18 protein-coding genes are annotated in these 16,680 nt (G+C 60.7%); 10 read left to right on the forward strand and 8 right to left on the reverse strand.

Features of this window, described 5'->3' with window-relative positions; all coding sequences use genetic code 11:
* The first annotated feature begins 38 nt into the window (after nt 1-38).
* The 5 genes from dprA (at nt 39) to MD273_RS11515 (ending at nt 4,016) form a co-directional block, all read left to right on the forward strand.
* Complete coding sequence (dprA, locus tag MD273_RS11495; RefSeq protein WP_239037935.1) at nt 39-1,217, forward strand: DNA-processing protein DprA; 1,179 nt, start codon at nt 39-41, stop codon at nt 1,215-1,217.
* A 43-nt stretch (nt 1,218-1,260) separates the two neighbouring features.
* A complete protein-coding gene (gene tsaC, locus MD273_RS11500) occupies nt 1,261-1,833 on the forward strand; it encodes an L-threonylcarbamoyladenylate synthase type 1 TsaC (protein WP_239037936.1) in 573 nt (190 codons plus the stop codon).
* Nucleotides 1,834-1,841: 8 nt separating this feature from the next.
* Nucleotides 1,842-2,771, forward strand: coding sequence for an oxygen-dependent coproporphyrinogen oxidase (gene hemF / locus MD273_RS11505; protein WP_239037937.1), 930 nt, complete (start codon nt 1,842-1,844; stop codon nt 2,769-2,771).
* Nucleotides 2,761-3,585, forward strand: a complete 825-nt coding sequence (gene aroE / locus MD273_RS11510; RefSeq protein ID WP_239037938.1) for a shikimate dehydrogenase — start codon at nt 2,761-2,763, stop codon at nt 3,583-3,585. Before hemF ends, aroE begins: the two co-directional genes overlap by 11 nt.
* Before the next feature lie 113 nt (nt 3,586-3,698).
* Nucleotides 3,699-4,016: a PA4642 family protein gene (locus tag MD273_RS11515; protein ID WP_239037939.1), complete on the forward strand. Its 318-nt coding sequence runs from the start codon at nt 3,699-3,701 to the stop codon at nt 4,014-4,016.
* A 46-nt stretch (nt 4,017-4,062) separates the two neighbouring features.
* Here MD273_RS11515 and MD273_RS11520 read toward each other — a convergent pair whose 3' ends face one another.
* Nucleotides 4,063-4,515: an Hsp20/alpha crystallin family protein gene (locus tag MD273_RS11520; protein WP_239037940.1), complete on the reverse strand. Its 453-nt coding sequence runs from the start codon at nt 4,513-4,515 to the stop codon at nt 4,063-4,065.
* A 176-nt stretch (nt 4,516-4,691) separates the two neighbouring features.
* Complete coding sequence (locus MD273_RS11525; RefSeq protein WP_239037941.1) at nt 4,692-5,234, reverse strand: gamma carbonic anhydrase family protein; 543 nt, start codon at nt 5,232-5,234, stop codon at nt 4,692-4,694.
* Between the two features lie 210 nt (nt 5,235-5,444).
* Between MD273_RS11525 and prlC the strand changes: the two genes are divergently transcribed.
* Both prlC and MD273_RS11535 read left to right on the forward strand, forming a co-directional pair.
* Nucleotides 5,445-7,490: an oligopeptidase A gene (gene prlC, locus MD273_RS11530; RefSeq protein WP_239037942.1), complete on the forward strand. Its 2,046-nt coding sequence runs from the start codon at nt 5,445-5,447 to the stop codon at nt 7,488-7,490.
* A 71-nt stretch (nt 7,491-7,561) separates the two neighbouring features.
* Entirely contained in the window at nt 7,562-7,813 is a 252-nt protein-coding gene (locus MD273_RS11535) for a YheV family putative zinc ribbon protein (RefSeq protein ID WP_239037943.1), read from the forward strand.
* Nucleotides 7,814-8,233: 420 nt separating this feature from the next.
* Here MD273_RS11535 and MD273_RS11540 read toward each other — a convergent pair whose 3' ends face one another.
* From MD273_RS11540 to MD273_RS11560, 5 genes are all read right to left on the reverse strand, one after another.
* Nucleotides 8,234-9,556: a Na+/H+ antiporter family protein gene (locus tag MD273_RS11540; RefSeq protein ID WP_239037944.1), complete on the reverse strand. Its 1,323-nt coding sequence runs from the start codon at nt 9,554-9,556 to the stop codon at nt 8,234-8,236.
* A gap of 114 nt (nt 9,557-9,670) precedes the next feature.
* Nucleotides 9,671-9,898 (reverse strand): DUF1653 domain-containing protein, encoded by a 228-nt coding sequence (locus MD273_RS11545; RefSeq protein WP_239037945.1) that lies wholly within the window; start codon nt 9,896-9,898, stop codon nt 9,671-9,673.
* Nucleotides 9,899-9,908: 10 nt separating this feature from the next.
* Entirely contained in the window at nt 9,909-10,295 is a 387-nt protein-coding gene (locus MD273_RS11550; protein WP_239037946.1) for a DoxX family protein, read from the reverse strand.
* Between the two features lie 50 nt (nt 10,296-10,345).
* Complete coding sequence (locus tag MD273_RS11555; RefSeq protein WP_239037947.1) at nt 10,346-10,996, reverse strand: hypothetical protein; 651 nt, start codon at nt 10,994-10,996, stop codon at nt 10,346-10,348.
* Between the two features lie 201 nt (nt 10,997-11,197).
* Nucleotides 11,198-12,526: an MATE family efflux transporter gene (locus MD273_RS11560; protein WP_239037948.1), complete on the reverse strand. Its 1,329-nt coding sequence runs from the start codon at nt 12,524-12,526 to the stop codon at nt 11,198-11,200.
* 204 nt (nt 12,527-12,730) lie between these two features.
* On the opposite strand from MD273_RS11560, the gene coxB reads away from it, so the two are divergent.
* The 3 genes from coxB (at nt 12,731) to MD273_RS11575 (ending at nt 16,452) form a co-directional block, all read left to right on the forward strand.
* Nucleotides 12,731-13,855 carry a cytochrome c oxidase subunit II gene (gene coxB, locus MD273_RS11565; protein WP_239037949.1) on the forward strand — a complete coding sequence of 375 codons (1,125 nt, stop codon included), beginning with the start codon at nt 12,731-12,733 and terminating at the stop codon, nt 13,853-13,855.
* Between the two features lie 57 nt (nt 13,856-13,912).
* Nucleotides 13,913-15,496, forward strand: coding sequence for a cytochrome c oxidase subunit I (gene ctaD, locus MD273_RS11570; RefSeq protein ID WP_239037950.1), 1,584 nt, complete (start codon nt 13,913-13,915; stop codon nt 15,494-15,496).
* A 68-nt stretch (nt 15,497-15,564) separates the two neighbouring features.
* Nucleotides 15,565-16,452 carry a cytochrome c oxidase subunit 3 gene (locus MD273_RS11575; RefSeq protein ID WP_239037951.1) on the forward strand — a complete coding sequence of 296 codons (888 nt, stop codon included), beginning with the start codon at nt 15,565-15,567 and terminating at the stop codon, nt 16,450-16,452.
* 12 nt (nt 16,453-16,464) lie between these two features.
* Here the strand turns inward: MD273_RS11575 and MD273_RS11580 are convergent, their stop codons facing one another.
* A complete protein-coding gene (locus MD273_RS11580) occupies nt 16,465-16,668 on the reverse strand; it encodes a twin transmembrane helix small protein (RefSeq protein ID WP_239037952.1) in 204 nt (67 codons plus the stop codon).
* Nucleotides 16,669-16,680: the final 12 nt, after the last annotated feature.

Genomic DNA, 16,680 nt, shown 5'->3' on the forward strand with positions numbered 1-16,680 from the left:
GGATTGCCCGGCCTTTGTTGTTTCAAGGATGAACAACCATGAACGACCCCCTTTCCGGCGCGGGTTCCCGCGATCGTTTTTGCCAGGCCCTTGAACACCCTGCCGCGCCCTGGCTCCTGCTGGCCACGCTGCCACAGTTCGGTACCCGGCGGCGCGAAGCCGCAACAGCGGCGACGGCGCAACTGACCGACCTGCTGGCTATGAACGCCGCTACCCTGAAAGCTGTTGGTCTGCATCCCGAAACCATCGCCGTTGTCCGGGCCTGGCAAGACCGGGACCCCGATCATCCGGTCCTGATGGGCGTGGCAGACATCCTCAGGGCATGCCGACAACATGGCATTCACGTCGTAACCTGGGCCGATGCCGACTATCCCGAGGCCCTGCGACATATCCATGACGCACCGCTGGTGCTTTATACCCTGGGTAATCGTGCCCTGCTCGGTCGGGACCAGATCGGCATTGTCGGCAGTCGGCACGCCACCCGCCCCGGCCTGGACCACGCCCGTCGGTTCGCGGCGGAACTCGGTCGCCGGGCACTGGTGGTCACCAGTGGCCTGGCTCTGGGTGTCGACGGTGCCGCCCACGCGGGTGCGCTGGATGCCGGTTTTCCCACCATCGCGGTGATCGGCTGCGGGCTGGATCAGATCTATCCCCGCCAACACCGGAAGCTGGGCCAGCGGGTGATTGAGCATGGGCTACTGGTATCGGAATATCCCCCGGGAACCCCGGCCCGTGCCGCCCATTTTCCCCAGCGTAACCGGATCATCAGCGGCTTGTCCCGGGGCGTGCTGGTGGTGGAGGCCGGTCTCAAGAGCGGTTCTCTGATTACGGCGAGACTGGCACTGGAGCAGGGCCGGGAAGTGTTCGCCATCCCCGGGTCCGTCCACAGTCCGGTGGCCCGGGGGTGTCATCACCTGATCAAACAGGGGGCCCGACTGGTGGAAACGGTGGACGATGTGCTGGAGGAGCTGTGTGCCTGGTGGTCGTCGGAGGCCGACGGAGTAACCACTGCGACGGTGCCGGGAGTGCCCGATCTGTCCCGCCTGGGGCAACGGGAAATCGCAGTATTTGAGGCATTAGGGTATGATCCGGTATCAACCGATGCACTGGGTTCGGCGACCGGTTTGGCCGCGGACCAGCTGATGCAGTCCCTGTTGCTCCTTGAGCTGGAAGGGCTGGCCAGCTCGGCGCCTGGCGGCTACCTGCGAATCGCCTGAGCCCGGTGTCCTGTTCCATCCCGTTCTGAACAGATGATTCTCGATGTCCGTATCAAAGCCACTCAACGACTGGCAACGCCATTGTGCTCGCCGTACCCTGTTCCGGGGCGGCGTCATCGCCTACCCGACCGAAGCGGTCTGGGGTCTGGGGTGCGATCCCTGGGACGTCCTGGCGGTAGAGCGCATTCTCGAACTGAAACAACGTCCCATGGAGAAGGGCATGATCCTGGTCGCCGCGTCGGTGGATCAGGTGCGCTTCCTGCTCGACCCTCTGCCGGCTGAGCTTCAGGAAACCGCCTTGGGTTACTGGCCGGGCCCCGTGACCTGCCTGTTGCCGGATGTGAATGAGCAGGTTCCGGAGTGGGTCCGGGGGCGCCATCGTTCGATTGCGGTCCGGGTCAGCGACCATCCGGTGGTCCGGTCACTGTGCGAGGCGGCCAACATGCCGCTGGTCTCCACATCCTGTAATCCCGCCGGACGACAGCCGGCCCGCCATGCCTGGCAGGTGCGCCGTTATTTCGGCGACCAGCTGGACCTGATTGTGCCCGGTGCACTTGGAGGCAATCGCAAACCCAGCCGCATTATTGATATTGTCACCGGCCAGCAGCTTCGATAGGAGAATCCATGTCCCGACAACCCGACAGCCAGGCCGTGAAGGAATACCTGCTCGGCCTGCAGGAAGGCATCTGCCGCCGCCTGGAGGCGGTGGATGGCGAGGCTTCGTTCATTCGTGATTCCTGGGAGCGTCCGGAAGGCGGCGGTGGCATCAGCCGGGTCATCAGTGACGGCCGGGTGTTCGAGAAAGGCGGCGTGAATTTTTCCCACGTCATGGGCGACACCATGCCCGCCTCCGCGACGGCCCACCGGCCCCACCTGGCGGGTGCGCCCTGGCAGGCCATGGGGGTTTCCCTGGTGATTCACCCCAACAACCCCTACGTGCCCACGTCCCACGCCAACGTCCGCTTTTTCGTTGCCACGCCGAAAGACAGTGAGCCGGTGTACTGGTTTGGTGGGGGTTACGACCTGACCCCCTACTATGGTTTTGACGAGGACTGTGTGCACTGGCACCAGACCGCCAGGGCTGCCTGCGAGCCCTTTGGCAAGGATACCTACCGGCGCTTCAAGGACTGGTGCGACGATTATTTCTACCTCAGGCACCGGAACGAGCCCCGGGGGGTTGGCGGTCTGTTCTTCGATGACCACAACACCGGCGATTTCGCCAGGGACTTTGCCCTGATGCAAGCGGTGGGCGACAGCTATATTGAAGCCTATGAACCGATCGTCCGGAAGCGGATGGGGATGGATTACGGTGAGCGGGAGCGCAACTTCCAGCTCTACCGCCGTGGCCGCTATGTGGAGTTCAACCTGGTGTACGACCGGGGCACCCTGTTCGGCCTGCAATCCGGTGGCCGCACCGAGTCGATCCTCATGTCCCTGCCGCCGCTGGTGCGCTGGGACTACAACCGGGTGCCGGAGCCCGGCTCCGAGGAAGCCCGGCTGACGGAGCATTTCCTCACAGGTCGGGACTGGCTGGGAGAAACCAATGACCAATGATCTGTACGCGGTGATCGGCCACCCGATCAGTCACAGCAAATCCCCCAGAATCCACAGCCTGTTTGCACAGCAGACCGGTGAGCCGGTGGAGTACACCGCGATCCAGGCACCGCTTGAAGACTTCGCCGGTACGGTGCGACAGTTTTTCGAGCGGGGAGGCAAGGGCCTCAATGTCACGGTGCCGTTCAAGGAACAGGCCTGGCAGCTCGCGGACCGCCGGACCAACCGGGCCGAGAAGGCCGGCGCCGCCAACACCCTGTATTACGACGCCGGTCAGCTGGTGGCGGATAATACCGATGGCTGCGGCATTGTCCGGGATCTGGTGAGCAATCACGGCGTCACCCTGAACGCGGCCCGGATCCTGCTGCTCGGTGCCGGCGGTGCCGTGCGCGGTGTCATTGGCCCGCTGCTTGCGGAGCAGCCGGCTGAACTGGTCATCGCCAACCGGACCCCGGCCAAAGCCGAGGCCCTGGTGGACCTGTTTACGGATGACGCCGGCGATACCCGCCTCACCGCCTGCGGTTTCGGGGAACCCGATCAGCCGTTCGACCTGATCATCAACGGCACCAGCGCCAGCCTGCAGGGTGACCTGCCGGCCCTGTCGCCAACGGTGATCGGGGCACAGACGGTGGTGTATGACATGATGTACTCGCTGAGGACCACCACCTTCAACCAGTGGGCGCTGGACCACGGCACCACCCGGGTGTTCGACGGCCTCGGGATGCTGGTGGAGCAGGCTGCCGAGTCGTTCAGGGTCTGGCGTGGCGTCCAACCCGAGACCCAGGGGGTCATCCGGGAGCTGCGTACTGACTGAGGCTTATGCTCGGTGCGCAGATTCTCATGCGCAATTCATATAACTCCCCTGCTTTCAGGGCCTTATACTGTGCGCCCGAACATCAATTCTGTTAAGCAGGGGGAAGAGTCAGCATGAGCGGACCGGACAAACCCAAGGTAATCGGTGAGGAATGGAGTGACGAGCGGGTCAAGAGTTTTCTCGCCCTTGAGCCTTACGACACAAGCATCAACGCCGACTACCACGCTCTGTTGCGCGCATACCAGGCCATGCGCGCGGGGGATTTCGAACGCTTTGTCCGATTCTTCGTCGAAGCGGGCCGCGACCTTAACGCCACCAACGATCTCGGCGAGACCATGCTGGATCATGTCTCCCGCCATCGCCGCAGCGGGGATTACGCCCGTGTGCTGGAAAACGCCGGAGCAAAGAAAAAGGCAGTGGCCGGGGCGTAATCCCGGCGCCTGCCATCGGGAGATTCCGGTGTGAACCGAAGCGCGTTTATTCCACGTTTACTTCGATCGCCTTGGGCTCCTTCGGTTCCGCCTTGTTGATGGTCAGGGTCAGCAGACCATCCTTGAAACTGGCCTTGACGCTGTTCTCGTCAACATTGTCCGGCAGGGTGAAGCGGCGCATGAAACTGCCGTAGAACCGCTCGATGCGGTGCACCTTCTTGTCCTCGGTTTCCTCTTCCTGCTTGCGTTCACCCTTGATGGTGAGAACACCGTCATGCACGGTCACCTTGACATCGTCCTTGGACATGCCGGGCAATTCCGCCTCGACGGTAAAGGCCTGGTCGGTCTCCTTGATATCCACGGCCGGAGCCCAGTCGCTACGGCTGAACAGGTCCTTGCCTTCCCGTTCACCGGCCCGGGTCAGTCCGAACATCCGGTTGTAGCGGTTCATCAGGTCTTCGAACTCATTGATCGGATTCCAGCGTGTCAGGTTGCTCATAGGAAAATCCTCCTTGTGACGAAAACGAATCTGAATGTGGTTCATCAGCTTCGCTCGCGGAACAACTCCATGCCGGTGGCGCCTTGCCGGCTGGTTATCCGTGAACATCTGCTATTTTCGAATGTAGGAGCACCCCGGCATTTTTCAAGCACCCATTGAGTGATTTTTGACCTGCGTCAGCGGGGTGCTTCTGCCAGGTATTCGTCCTTGAGCCTGACGTAGTTGGCTGCGGTGTATTTGAAAAAGGTGCGTTCTTTTTCGGTCAGCGGTCGGGCCTGTTTGGCTGGCGATCCCACGTACAGGTAACCGGATTCCAGCGTCTTGCCGGGCGGCACCAGGCAGCCGGCGGCCACGATCACCTCGTCTTCCACCACGGCGCCATCCATGATGATGCAGCCCATGCCCACCAGGACCCGGCTGCCGATGGTGCAGCCATGCAACAGGGCCTTGTGGCCGACCGTGACGTCATCGCCCAGCGTCAGCGGATAGCCGCCGGGGTTGTAGTCACTGGCATGGGTAATGTGGAGCACGGACCCGTCCTGAATGCTGCACCGGTCCCCGATGCGAATCTGGTGCATGTCGCCCCGCACCACGGTCATCGGCCAGATCGACACATCCTCACCGGTCTGGACATCCCCGATCACCACGGCACTGGGATCGACCCAGCACCGTTCCCCAAAATGTGGCGTAATACCCTTGTGAGAGCGTACATTCGTCATTACATATACCTTTCAGGTGTTTCTGGGTTTGGAGGCAGGAGTCTCCGGGGGAAGGCTTTCCAAAACACGCTCCTGGGGGCACGTCCATGTGACGCTTGGGCTCCGCCATCCATGGCTCCGCACAGTTTTGGAAAGCCTTCCCCCGGAGACTCCCCGAACATCGCAGTCGCCTGAAACTATCGTATCCACGTACTGCTGAGAAGAGGACCTATGAATAATCCGTTACTGACCGACGATCTGTTGCCTAAGTTTGACCATGTCCGCACCGAGCACATGGAAACGGCAATTGACCAGATTCTCAGCGAGAACCGCATGAAGATCAGCCAGCTGGCCGAGCAGGACGATCCCACCTGGGACACCCTGGCTCAGCCCATGCAGGCGCTGGAAGACAAGCTCTCCAACGCCTGGTCGGTGATCTCCCACCTGAACGGGGTGATGAACAATGATGAGCTGCGCAAGGTCTACAAAAACTGCCTGGAAAAGCTGACCGAATACAGCACCGAGATCAGCCAGAACGAAGCCCTGTGCAACGCCTACAAGAAACTGGCGGCGCGGGACGACTTCAAGGACCTGAGCGAGCCGCAGCGCAAGTCCATCGAGAACACCCTGCGCGATTTTCACCTGGGCGGTGTCGACCTGCCAGCGGACAAGAAAAAGCGTTACGCGGACCTGTCCCGGGAGCTGGCGGAGCTGTCCAACAAGTTCAGCGACAACGTACTGGATGCCACGCAGCACTGGTACAAGCACATCACCGACGTGGACGAACTCTCCGGCCTGCCGGAAACCGCCATCGAGGGTGCGAAGCAGGCGGCCCGCCAAAAAGAGCTGGAGGGTTATGTCATCACCCTGGACTTTCCCAGTTTCTACCCGGTCATGACCTACTGTGATAACCGCAACCTGCGCCGGGAAGTGTACGAAGCGTTTGTCACCCGCGCTTCCGATCAGGGGCCGGATGCCGGTACCTGGGACAACACCCCGGTGATGGCGGAAATCCTGAAGCGCCGCCATGCCCTGTCCCAGCTGCTGGGCTTCAACAACTACGCCGAACGTTCCCTCGCCACCAAGATGGCCCGCAGTGTCGACGAAGTGCTGGAGTTCCTGAACCAGCTGGCAGCGAAGTCCAAGCCGGTGGCGGAGAAGGAATTTGCCGAACTGAAGGCCTTCGCCAAAGATGAACACGGCGTGGAGGATTTGCAGGCCTGGGACATCGGTTACTACAGCGAGAAGCTGCGCCAGAAGCAGTACGATATCTCCCCGGAGACCCTGCGCCCCTGGTTCCCGGTCAACAAGGTGGTGCCGGGCCTGTTCCGGGTGGCCGAGAAACTATTCGATGTCCAGATCGAGGAACGGCCTGAGGTCGAGACCTGGCACGAAGACGCCACCGCCTACTGCATCAGCCGTCATGGTGAGCCGGTGGCGTGGTTCTACCTGGATCTGTTTGCCCGTCAGGGCAAGCGTGGCGGTGCCTGGATGGCCGACTGCCGGGTCCGCTGGCGTGACCAGCGCGGTCGTTTGCAGCTCCCGGTGGCGTTCCTGACCTGTAACTTCACGCCGCCGGTGAATGGCAAGCCATCACTCCTGACCCACGACGAAGTGACTACCCTGTTCCACGAGTTTGGGCACGGCCTGCACCACATGCTGACCCAGGTGGATGTGCTGGATGTATCCGGCATCAATGGCGTGGCCTGGGATGCGGTGGAGCTGCCCAGCCAGTTCCTGGAGAACTGGTGCTGGAACCCCGAATCCCTGGCGCTGATTGCCAGCCACCACGAGACTGGCGAACCGTTGCCCGAGGATTTGCTGCAGAAGCTGCTGGCGGCCAAGAATTTCCAGTCCGGCATGGGCATGGTGCGCCAGCTGGAGTTCTCGCTGTTCGACTTCCGCCTGCATGCGGAATTCGTCGACGAGGCTCCCACCAACCCGCTGGAGATGCACCGCAAGGTGCGGGAAGAAATCGCGGTGGTGGAAGCGCCGGAGTTCAACCGCTTCCCCAACGCCTTCTCCCACATCTTCGCCGGCGGTTACGCAGCGGGCTACTACAGCTACAAATGGGCGGAAGTGCTGGCGGCGGATGCCTTCTCCCTGTTCGAAGAGAAAGGCATCTTTGATCCGGAAACCGGCAAGGCCTTCCTGAAGAACATCCTGGAGAAAGGCGGCTCGCAGGAGCCCATGGAACTGTTCAAGGCCTTCCGCGGCCGCGAGCCCCGGGTGGACGCCCTGTTGAGACAATCCGGCATCACGGACGACGCCGCCTGATACAATTTCGGTAATGGGCCGGGTGGAGCGATGCGAAGCCCGGCTACCGATCTGCAAAACCGGAGAAACCTATGGCAAGTCCGAAACGTTTCATCGCCGGCGCGGTTTGCCCCCGCTGTGCGGAGATGGACAAGATCATGATGTTCACGGATGACAACGACAAGCAGGTACGCGAATGCGTGGCCTGCGGGTTCACCGATGGGTTGTCCGAGGAGCCGGATACCCAGGTGCTGGAACTGGAAACCCGGGTGAACAAGCGCAAGAACGAGGATGATCATACCGTTAAGCAGGTGGTGTTCTTTAAGGCAGGTTCAGAGGACTGACTTCGGTCCTAGCCTGGTTGTTGTGGGGGCTTTGAGGGAGTGGGGGTGCTTTCCTTTCGGGCACAAAGAACTCGCTTCGCTCAGACAATTGTGCCCTGCAGGAAAGCACCCCCACTCCCTCTCTCACGGACCACTCCGATATGTCCATGACAATGCCTCGAAGTTTTTTTGGTTTATTACCGAGTAGCCCTGATTCTCGGGGAATTTCCGCAACTTGAAGCGGGGAGACGCAAACACCCAAAAATCCCGGCAGTATTTCTTCGATATACCTGTTAGTTAAGTGAACGAGGGGGCGGGGTACCTTTTCTGCCGGGGACAATTGTCTGAGCGAAGCGAGTTCTTTGTCCCCAGAAGAAAAGGTACCCCGCCCCCTCAAAGCCTCCCAACCAGCAGGCTACAAAAGAACGGCGTACTCCAAAGTCAGAGCACCATCGCCGCCAACCACCCAAAGCCCAGCAACGGCAAGTTGTAGTGCAGGAACGTCGGCACCACGGTATCCCAGATGTGGTTGTGCTGGCCGTCGACGTTCAGGCCGGCGGTGGGGCCGAGAGTGGAGTCGGAGGCCGGGGAGCCCGCGTCGCCCAGGGCGCCGGCGGTGCCGACCAGGGCCACGATGGCCAGGGGGCTGAAGCCCATCTGCAGGGCCAGCGGGACGTACAGGGCCGCGATAATGGGGATGGTGGAGAAGGATGAGCCAATACCCATGGTGATCAGCAGGCCTACCGCCAGCATCAGGAAGGCCGCCAGGGGCTTGTTCTCGCCGATGGCGGCGACGGAGCCTTCCACCAGGGTGGCGATGTCGCCGGTTTCCCGCATCACTTCCGCAAAGCCGTTGGCAGCGATCATGATGAAGCCGATCATAGCCAGCATTTTCATGCCCTCGGTGAACAGGTCATCGGCCTCTTTCCACTTCACCACGCCGGACAGGTTGAACAATACGAAGCCGGCCAGTGCGCCCAGGATCATGGAGCCGAGCCAGAGCTGAACCACGAAGGCGACCACAATCGCCGCCAGGGCCATGACCAGGGTGCGGGGGCTGTAGCTGACGTTGACGCGCTCGGTCTTCGCAATGGCTTCCATGTTGTATTTGCGGTCGCCCCGATAGCTGAAGAACACAGCAATCAGCAGGCCCACCAGCATACCCAGGGCCGGCAGCGCCATGGCGGACATGACGTTCAGGCCGGAGGCGTCAACGCCGTTGTCGGCCACGTTGGCCAGCAGGATCTCATTCAGGTAGATGCCGCCGAAACCTACCGGCAGGAACATGTACGGAGTGATCAGGCCGAAGGTCAGCACGCAGGCCACGAGCCGGCGGTCCATGTTGAGTTTCGCCATCACGTATAGCAGCGGCGGAACCACCAGCGGGATGAAGGCGATGTGGATCGGCAGGATGTTCTGTGACGAGATGGCGATGGCCAGCAACAACCCGACGATAAGGAAGCGGATGCCGGTGGCGGCGCTGCCGTCTTCCTGGCGGCCGACCAGAGCCAGGGCGCGGTCGGCCAGAGCGTGGGCGAGGCCGGATTTGCCGATGGCTACGGCAAAGGCACCCAGGGTGGCGTAGGACAGTGCAACGGTGGCACCGCCGCCCAGCCCGTTGTTGAAGGCTTGGATGGTGGCGTCCAGGGACATGCCCGCGATCAGGCCGCCGGAAATGGCGCCGACGATCAGGGCAACGACAACGTGAATGCGGCACAGGCTCAGTACGAGCATGATCAGTACCGCGGCAACAACGGCATTCATGGCAAACTCCGGGTAGGAATCAAGGGTTTTCCGGCCCCTTGTGGGGGCCGGCGTCATGAAAAGCGCGGTAATGTGCAGGAAATGAACGCCCGAGTCAAAACGGGATTACCGAACTCAGTCGTCCAGGCGGGCAAAGCGGGGAACCAGTTCTCCGGCGACTTCCACGGTTTCCCGGAACATGGCGAGGGGGCGTACCCAGAGGCTGTAGTCACCGTACAGGCAGCGGTAGACCACCAGGGGCTCTTCGGTTTCGCTGTGGCGGGCGACGCCGATCACTTCGTAATCCTGGCCCTTGTAGTGCCGGTAACGTCCGGGGCTTATGGTCGGTTTCTTTTCGGTCATGGTTAGCCCTTCAGTTCTTGAGCTTGTACCTGCCAGGTCCGAGGAAGACCAGGGCGACGGCGGTGAACAGGAAGAACAGCTGGAGTTCCAGGGCCAGCCCGCCGTTACGGCCCAGTGCCAGCAACTCATGGGCATGAACCAGGATGATGGCCACGATCATGTTGAACGCAATCAGCAGGGCGCCGATCCGGGTCTGGTAGCCGAGGATGATCATCAGTGGAGCGATCAGCTCGCCGATAAACACGCCGTAGGCCAGAAATGCGGGCAGCCCGTGGCTGGCCAACTCCCCCTCGATGAAGCCGACCCCATGGAGCAGCTTGGCAATGCCATGAAACAGCATCAGGCCACCCAGGGTCAGGCGCAGAATCAGTTTTCCCAGATCGGCGTTTTCCAGCATGAAGCCTCCTGTGGCTGGTTGAAGTAGTGGAAAACCGCCAAGGATACCGCCTAAACCAGACCTCCGCCCAGTGAAAACCGGATATGGTTACGGACCAGCAGGTTTTCCCAGTAGCGGCGCATCCAGTTCCAGGCTTCGTTGTTTACCTGCTCGACGAACGGATCCAGGTTGAGGTTGTAGTAATCGGGCGTGCCGGCGATCTGCAGTACGGTGACCGTGACCGAATCATCCAGCTCGTTGGCAAAAGGCTCGCCGATCAGTTGGTGTACCAGAAGATTGGCGCGAGTGGCCTCGATATCCACCAGTTCGCTTTGCCGGATGGACCGGTTGTTTTCGTGCATTTCTTCCATCAGGCGATGACACAGGTAGGCGCGGATGAGCAGGCCGTCGAGCCCATCGTAGCGCACCAGCAGAACCGAGGGCTGGGTAAAGTAACGTATGGCCGCGTCCACGAAGGGCCGGAACAGCTCGGCTTTGCCCGCCTCGCGGGCGCAGGCCTCCACGCATTCAATCAGCCGTGGCGCCATTTCGATGTATTCGATGGCGAACTGGAACAATGCGGTGGCCGGCTGGTAGCCCTCGATGACCACGGACGATGGTAACCGCTCTGCCGTCTCGCGAAGCTGGCGGAGGAAGGTCCCGGATCGGGCTTCCTTGCGCCGGGCGTCGTCAATGATTTCGAGCACTACCTGTGGTGTCATGTGAGGAGATGCCAGTGTCTGTGCTAGTTGAGGTCGCAAGGCGCCTCCCGTTGTTTGCAACGAGTCAACGAGTGCAGCAGGAAGCGGTGCACTCGGCCAACCGGCCTGCTGTTTCTGACTAGTGTAGTCGACATTTGTCTGCTTGCCGGTGCTTCGACCGCAAATTGCCTGGTCAGAGGATTACCGCCCGGACAGGTTGTGTCACGACGACTCGAACCAGCGCCCGGCCCGGGTGTGGGACCAGCACAGCCAGCCCATGCTCAGTGCCCGGGCAAGCATCAGACAGATCAGGGAAAACCAGAGGCCGTGGTTGCCCCACCCGGTGGTCAGCCACCACACCGGCAGGAATACGATCAGGGCGGAGAATAGCATGGTGTTCTGCATGTCCCGGGTGCGGGTGGCTCCGATGAAGACCCCGTCCAGCAGGAAGCCCCACACCGAGGCGAATGGCAGCAGCCACAGCCATGGCAGGTATTCCCACGCGGTGACACGGACCGCTTCGATACCGGTCAGCAACGCGACCAGCTGACGCCCCCCGAAGACAAAGAGGATGGTCAGCAGCAGTGCGCCCCACAGGGACCATCTCAGTGCGCTGCGGAACACCAGGCGGAAGCGGCGCCGGCTGCCCTTGCCGATGGCCTCGCCGATCAGAGCCTCGGCGGCGTTGGCAAAGCCGTCCAGGGCGTTGGAGATCACCAGCAGGAAGGTTATGAGCACGGCGTTGGCGGCCAGAATGGTATCGCCCTGCCGGGCCCCCTGGGCGGTAAAGAACGCCAGTACCAGCAACAGGGCGATGGTCCGCACCATGATGTAGCGGTTCACCCGCAATATCCTCAGGTAGTCCGGCAGCCGCCCGAGGAGTTCCCGGGTCAGGCGCTGACCGTCTGGCACACGGGTCAGCACGATGGCGAAGCCGATTGCGGCGGCGCCATATTCGGCGATCACCGTGGCAATGGCCACCCCCCGGCTGTTCCAGCCCAGCCCGGTGACAAACAGCACATCCAGTACGATATTCAGGCCGTTGGCGACAATCAGCATGATCATCGGCCCCCGGGGAAACTGCATGCCGATGAGCCAGCCCACCAGAGTGTACTGGCACAGCACCGCCGGCGCGCTCCAGATCCGGATCGCTGCGTATTCCGCCGCCAGTCCGGTCACATCCGGGCTCGGATTCATCAACACCAGACCGATACGGATCAGCGGCTGGTGAAACAGGATCAGCAGCAGGCCGATGGCCACCGCGAGCAGGACTGACCGTAACAGCAACGCGACCTGGCCAAAACTGTCCCGCTTGCCCCATGCCTGAGCGGCGAGTCCGGTGGTCCCCATGCGCATGAAGCCGAAGGTCCAGTACAGGATGCTGAACAGGTTGGCTCCGACCGCCACCGCGCCCAGGTATTCCGGGCTTTCAAGGTGGCCAAGCACCGCCGTATCCACCAGGCCCAGCAGGGGGACGGTCAGGTTGGTCAGCATCAATGGCCAGGCCAGCGCCCAGAGGCGCCGGTCCAGGGTGGGCAGGTGAAAAGTCATATTCTTTCTGATTCTTAAAAATCCCAGTTTATCATCTTTGGGTTTATCCGATTTTTTAGTCTTTTTTTGATCTGTGTCTATACTCGAATTTGGAGTATCCGTAAGCAGGCTTTCACTCTGGATTTGCCGGTGTTTCTGCGAGCGCCGTCAAAACAGAGGGATAACGCAAAATCCGACAAGAATAACACTCTGTGGAGACACAGTATGCGCGTGCACGCTAAGCGGGCAGGTGCCCTGTTGGGTGGTCTTGTGTTCCCGACCTGGTCCATGGCGGACTGGACGATGAACATGAGCCCCGGGGTGACCGGCACCAGTAATGATATTTTCAGCCTTCACATGACCATTCTGTGGATCTGCGTCGTCATTGGCGTGGTGGTCTTCGGGGTCATGTTCTGGTCCATCTTCGCCCACCGCAAATCCCAGGGTCACAAACCGGCGAATTTCCACGAAAACACCCTGGTGGAAATCCTCTGGACCATCATACCGTTCGTCATCCTGGTGGTTATGGCGATCCCCGCCACGGCGACGCTGGTCGATATGTACGACACCACTGAGGCAGAGGTGGACGTCAAAATCACCGGCTACCAGTGGAAGTGGCAATACGAGTACGTCGATCAGGACTTCGGCTATTTCTCCAACCTCGCCACACCCAGGGATCAGATCGAGAACCGGCAGGACAAGGGTGAAAACTACCTGCTGGAAGTGGACAACCCGCTGATCATCCCCGTCGGCAAGAAGGTCCGGTTCCTGTTGACCGCCAACGATGTGATCCACTCCTGGTGGGTGCCGGCGTTCGGCGTCAAGAAGGACGCGATTCCCGGTTTTATCAATGAGACCTGGGTCCGGGTCGACGAGCCTGGTGTCTATCGTGGCCAGTGCACCGAGCTGTGTGGCAAGGATCACGGTTTCATGCCCGTGGTGGTGGAGGCCGTCCCCGAAGAGGAATTCAATGTCTGGCTGGCGGAACAGAAAGCAGCCGCCCAGAAGGAGCGTGAGCTGACGCAGAAGGACTGGACCATGGACGAGCTCATGGCCCGTGGCGAGAAAGCTTACCAGACCGCCTGTGCAGCGTGTCACCAGCCTGACGGCAGCGGTGCACCGCCGGCGTTCCCGGCACTCAAGGGCAGTCCGATTGCCACCGGAGACGTGACCGCGCACATCGACATCGTGGTCAACGGCAAAGCCGGTACAGCGATGCAGGCCTTCGGTAACCAGTTGAGTGAGGTGGACCTGGCAGCGGTGATTACCTACGAGCGGAACGCCTGGGGTAACAACACCGGTGACATGGTCACGCCCAAGGAAATTCTGGATTACAAGAATCAGCAGTAATCGACGCCAGATAATAACGATCACCAGCCACAATTAACGGCGGTAACGGGGGTTTTCATGAGTGCGGTTGCAGATACCCACGCCCAGGAACATCATCACGGCCCGGCCAAAGGCATAAGCCGATGGCTGCTGACCACCAACCACAAGGACATCGGGACCATGTACCTGGTGTTCAGTTTCGCCATGTTCCTCCTTGGGGGAACCATGGCCATGGTGATTCGGGCGGAACTTTTCCAGCCCGGCCTGCAGATCGTGCAGCCGGAATTCTTCAACCAGATGACCACCATGCACGGTCTGATCATGGTGTTCGGTGCAGTCATGCCCGCCTTCGTGGGGCTGGCGAACTGGATGCTGCCGCTGATGATCGGTGCGCCGGACATGGCGCTGCCACGGATGAACAACTGGAGTTTCTGGCTGCTGCCGTGCGCGTTCCTGATTCTGGTATCCACGCTGTTCATGGAGGGCGGTGCGCCCAACTTCGGCTGGACGTTCTACGCGCCGCTGTCGACGACCTACGGCCCGCCGAGTACCACCTTCTTCATTTTCGCGGTCCACATCATGGGGATCTCCTCCATCATGGGCGCGATCAATGTGATCGCCACCATCCTGAACCTGCGTGCGCCGGGCATGACCCTGATGAAGATGCCCCTGTTCGTGTGGACCTGGCTGATCACCGCCTTCCTGCTGATCGCGGTCATGCCGGTTCTGGCCGGCGTGGTCACCATGATGCTGATGGACATCAACTTCGGCACCAGCTTCTTTGACGCCTCCGGTGGCGGTGACCCGGTTCTGTTCCAGCATGTGTTCTGGTTCTTCGGGCACCCCGAGGTCTACATCATGATCCTGCCGGCCTTTGGTGCCGTGTCCCACATCATTCCGGCGTTCTCGCGCAAGCCGCTGTTCGGGTATGCCTCGATGGTGTATGCGGTGGGTGCCATCGCGTTGCTCTCGTTCGTGGTCTGGGCTCACCACATGTTCACCGTGGGCATCCCCATCGCCGGGCAGCTGTTCTTCATGTACGCCACCATGCTGATCGCGGTGCCGACCGGGGTGAAGGTTTTCAACTGGGTGGCCACCATGTTCCGGGGCTCCCTGACCTTCGAGGCGCCCATGCTGTTTGCCGTTGCCTTCGTGATTCTGTTCACCATCGGTGGTTTCTCGGGACTGATGCTCGCCATTGCCCCGGCGGATTTCCAGTATCACGACACCTACTTCGTGGTGGCTCACTTCCACTATGTGCTGGTCCCCGGTGCCATCTTCGGCATCTTCGCGTCCGCTTATTTCTGGCTGCCCAAGTGGACCGGTCATATGTATGACGAGACCCTGGCCAAGACCCATTTCTGGTTGTCTTTTGTCGGCATGAATCTGGCCTTCTTCCCCATGCACTTCCTCGGGCTGGCCGGCATGCCGCGCCGGATACCCGATTACGCCCTGCAGTTTGCCGACTTCAACATGATTTCCAGCATCGGTGCGTTCATGTTTGGCGTCACCCAGCTGCTGTTCCTGCTGATCGTGATCAAGTGTGTCAGGGGCGGTAAAGAAGCTGCGGCAAAACCGTGGGATGGTGCAGAGGGTCTGGAATGGACCGTACCTTCGCCGGCGCCTTATCACACCTTTGCCACGCCGCCGGAGGTAAAGTGAGGCCCCGGCAAGACCGGTGAAGGTGAGAACAAAAACAAACGCAAACGGCTAAGCCATCGGAGACTGTCATGGCGGAAAACCAGACCTACTACGTTCCGGAACAGAGCAAATGGCCAATCGTTGCAACGGTCGGCCTGGGTGTCACGCTGTACGGTGTCGCCTCGATCATGGTGAACAGCAACCAGGGGGAAAGCACCACTGCGTCCTGGGTGATGTTCTTCATTGGTGCCCTGATCATGGCCTACATGCTGTTCGGCTGGTTCGGGAGTGTGATCAGGGAGGGCCGCGCCGGCCTGTACAGTGACCAGATGGACCGCTCATTCCGTTGGGGAATGAGTTGGTTCATCTTCTCGGAAGTCATGTTTTTTGCGGCTTTCTTCGGTGCACTGTTCTATGTGCGGGTGTTTGCGGTGCCCTGGCTGGGCGGTGAGGGGGACAGGGGGTCCTCAGCCATGCTGTGGGAGGGCTTCAATGCCGCCTGGCCGCTGGTCCAGAACCCGAATCCCGAAGCCTACCCGGGGCCCAGCGAGGTCATCGGTCCCTGGGGACTGCCTTTGATGAACACCATTTTGCTGGTCACCTCGTCCTTTACGATCACGATCGCCCACCATGCACTCAAGGCCGGCCACCGGGCCAAGACCAAGTTATGGCTGGGCGCCACCATCGCGCTGGCGGTCGTGTTCATGTTTGTTCAGGGATACGAGTATATTCACGCCTACCAGGATCTGAACCTGACTCTGCAATCCGGCATTTATGGCACCACTTTCTTCATGTTGACCGGATTCCACGGCGCACACGTGCTGCTGGGATCGATCATGCTGACCGTTATGTTGTTGCGAATCTTCAAGGGCCACTTCACGGCAGAAAATCATTTCGGTTTCGAGGCGGCGGCCTGGTACTGGCACTTCGTGGATGTGGTCTGGCTTGGCCTGTTCGTGTTTGTTTACATCATCTGACGGGAAAAGCGGTCAGGGCGTCGGATTCAGTGTCAGGCTGCCCTGCCACAAGGCAATCAGGATAATCGCCAGGAGCAATATGCTGAGCGCGACCCGGACAGCGAGCGAATTGACCACCCGATTGGTTTTGCCACCGTCCCGGATCAGGAAGAACAATCCGCTGAACAGGCTGGCAATAACGGCGAGCATCAGGACAACGATGACGGCCTTAAGCATGGGAATCCCTGT

Source organism: Marinobacter sp. C7 (genome assembly GCF_022343555.1).
Taxonomy (GTDB): Bacteria; Pseudomonadota; Gammaproteobacteria; order Pseudomonadales; family Oleiphilaceae; genus Marinobacter.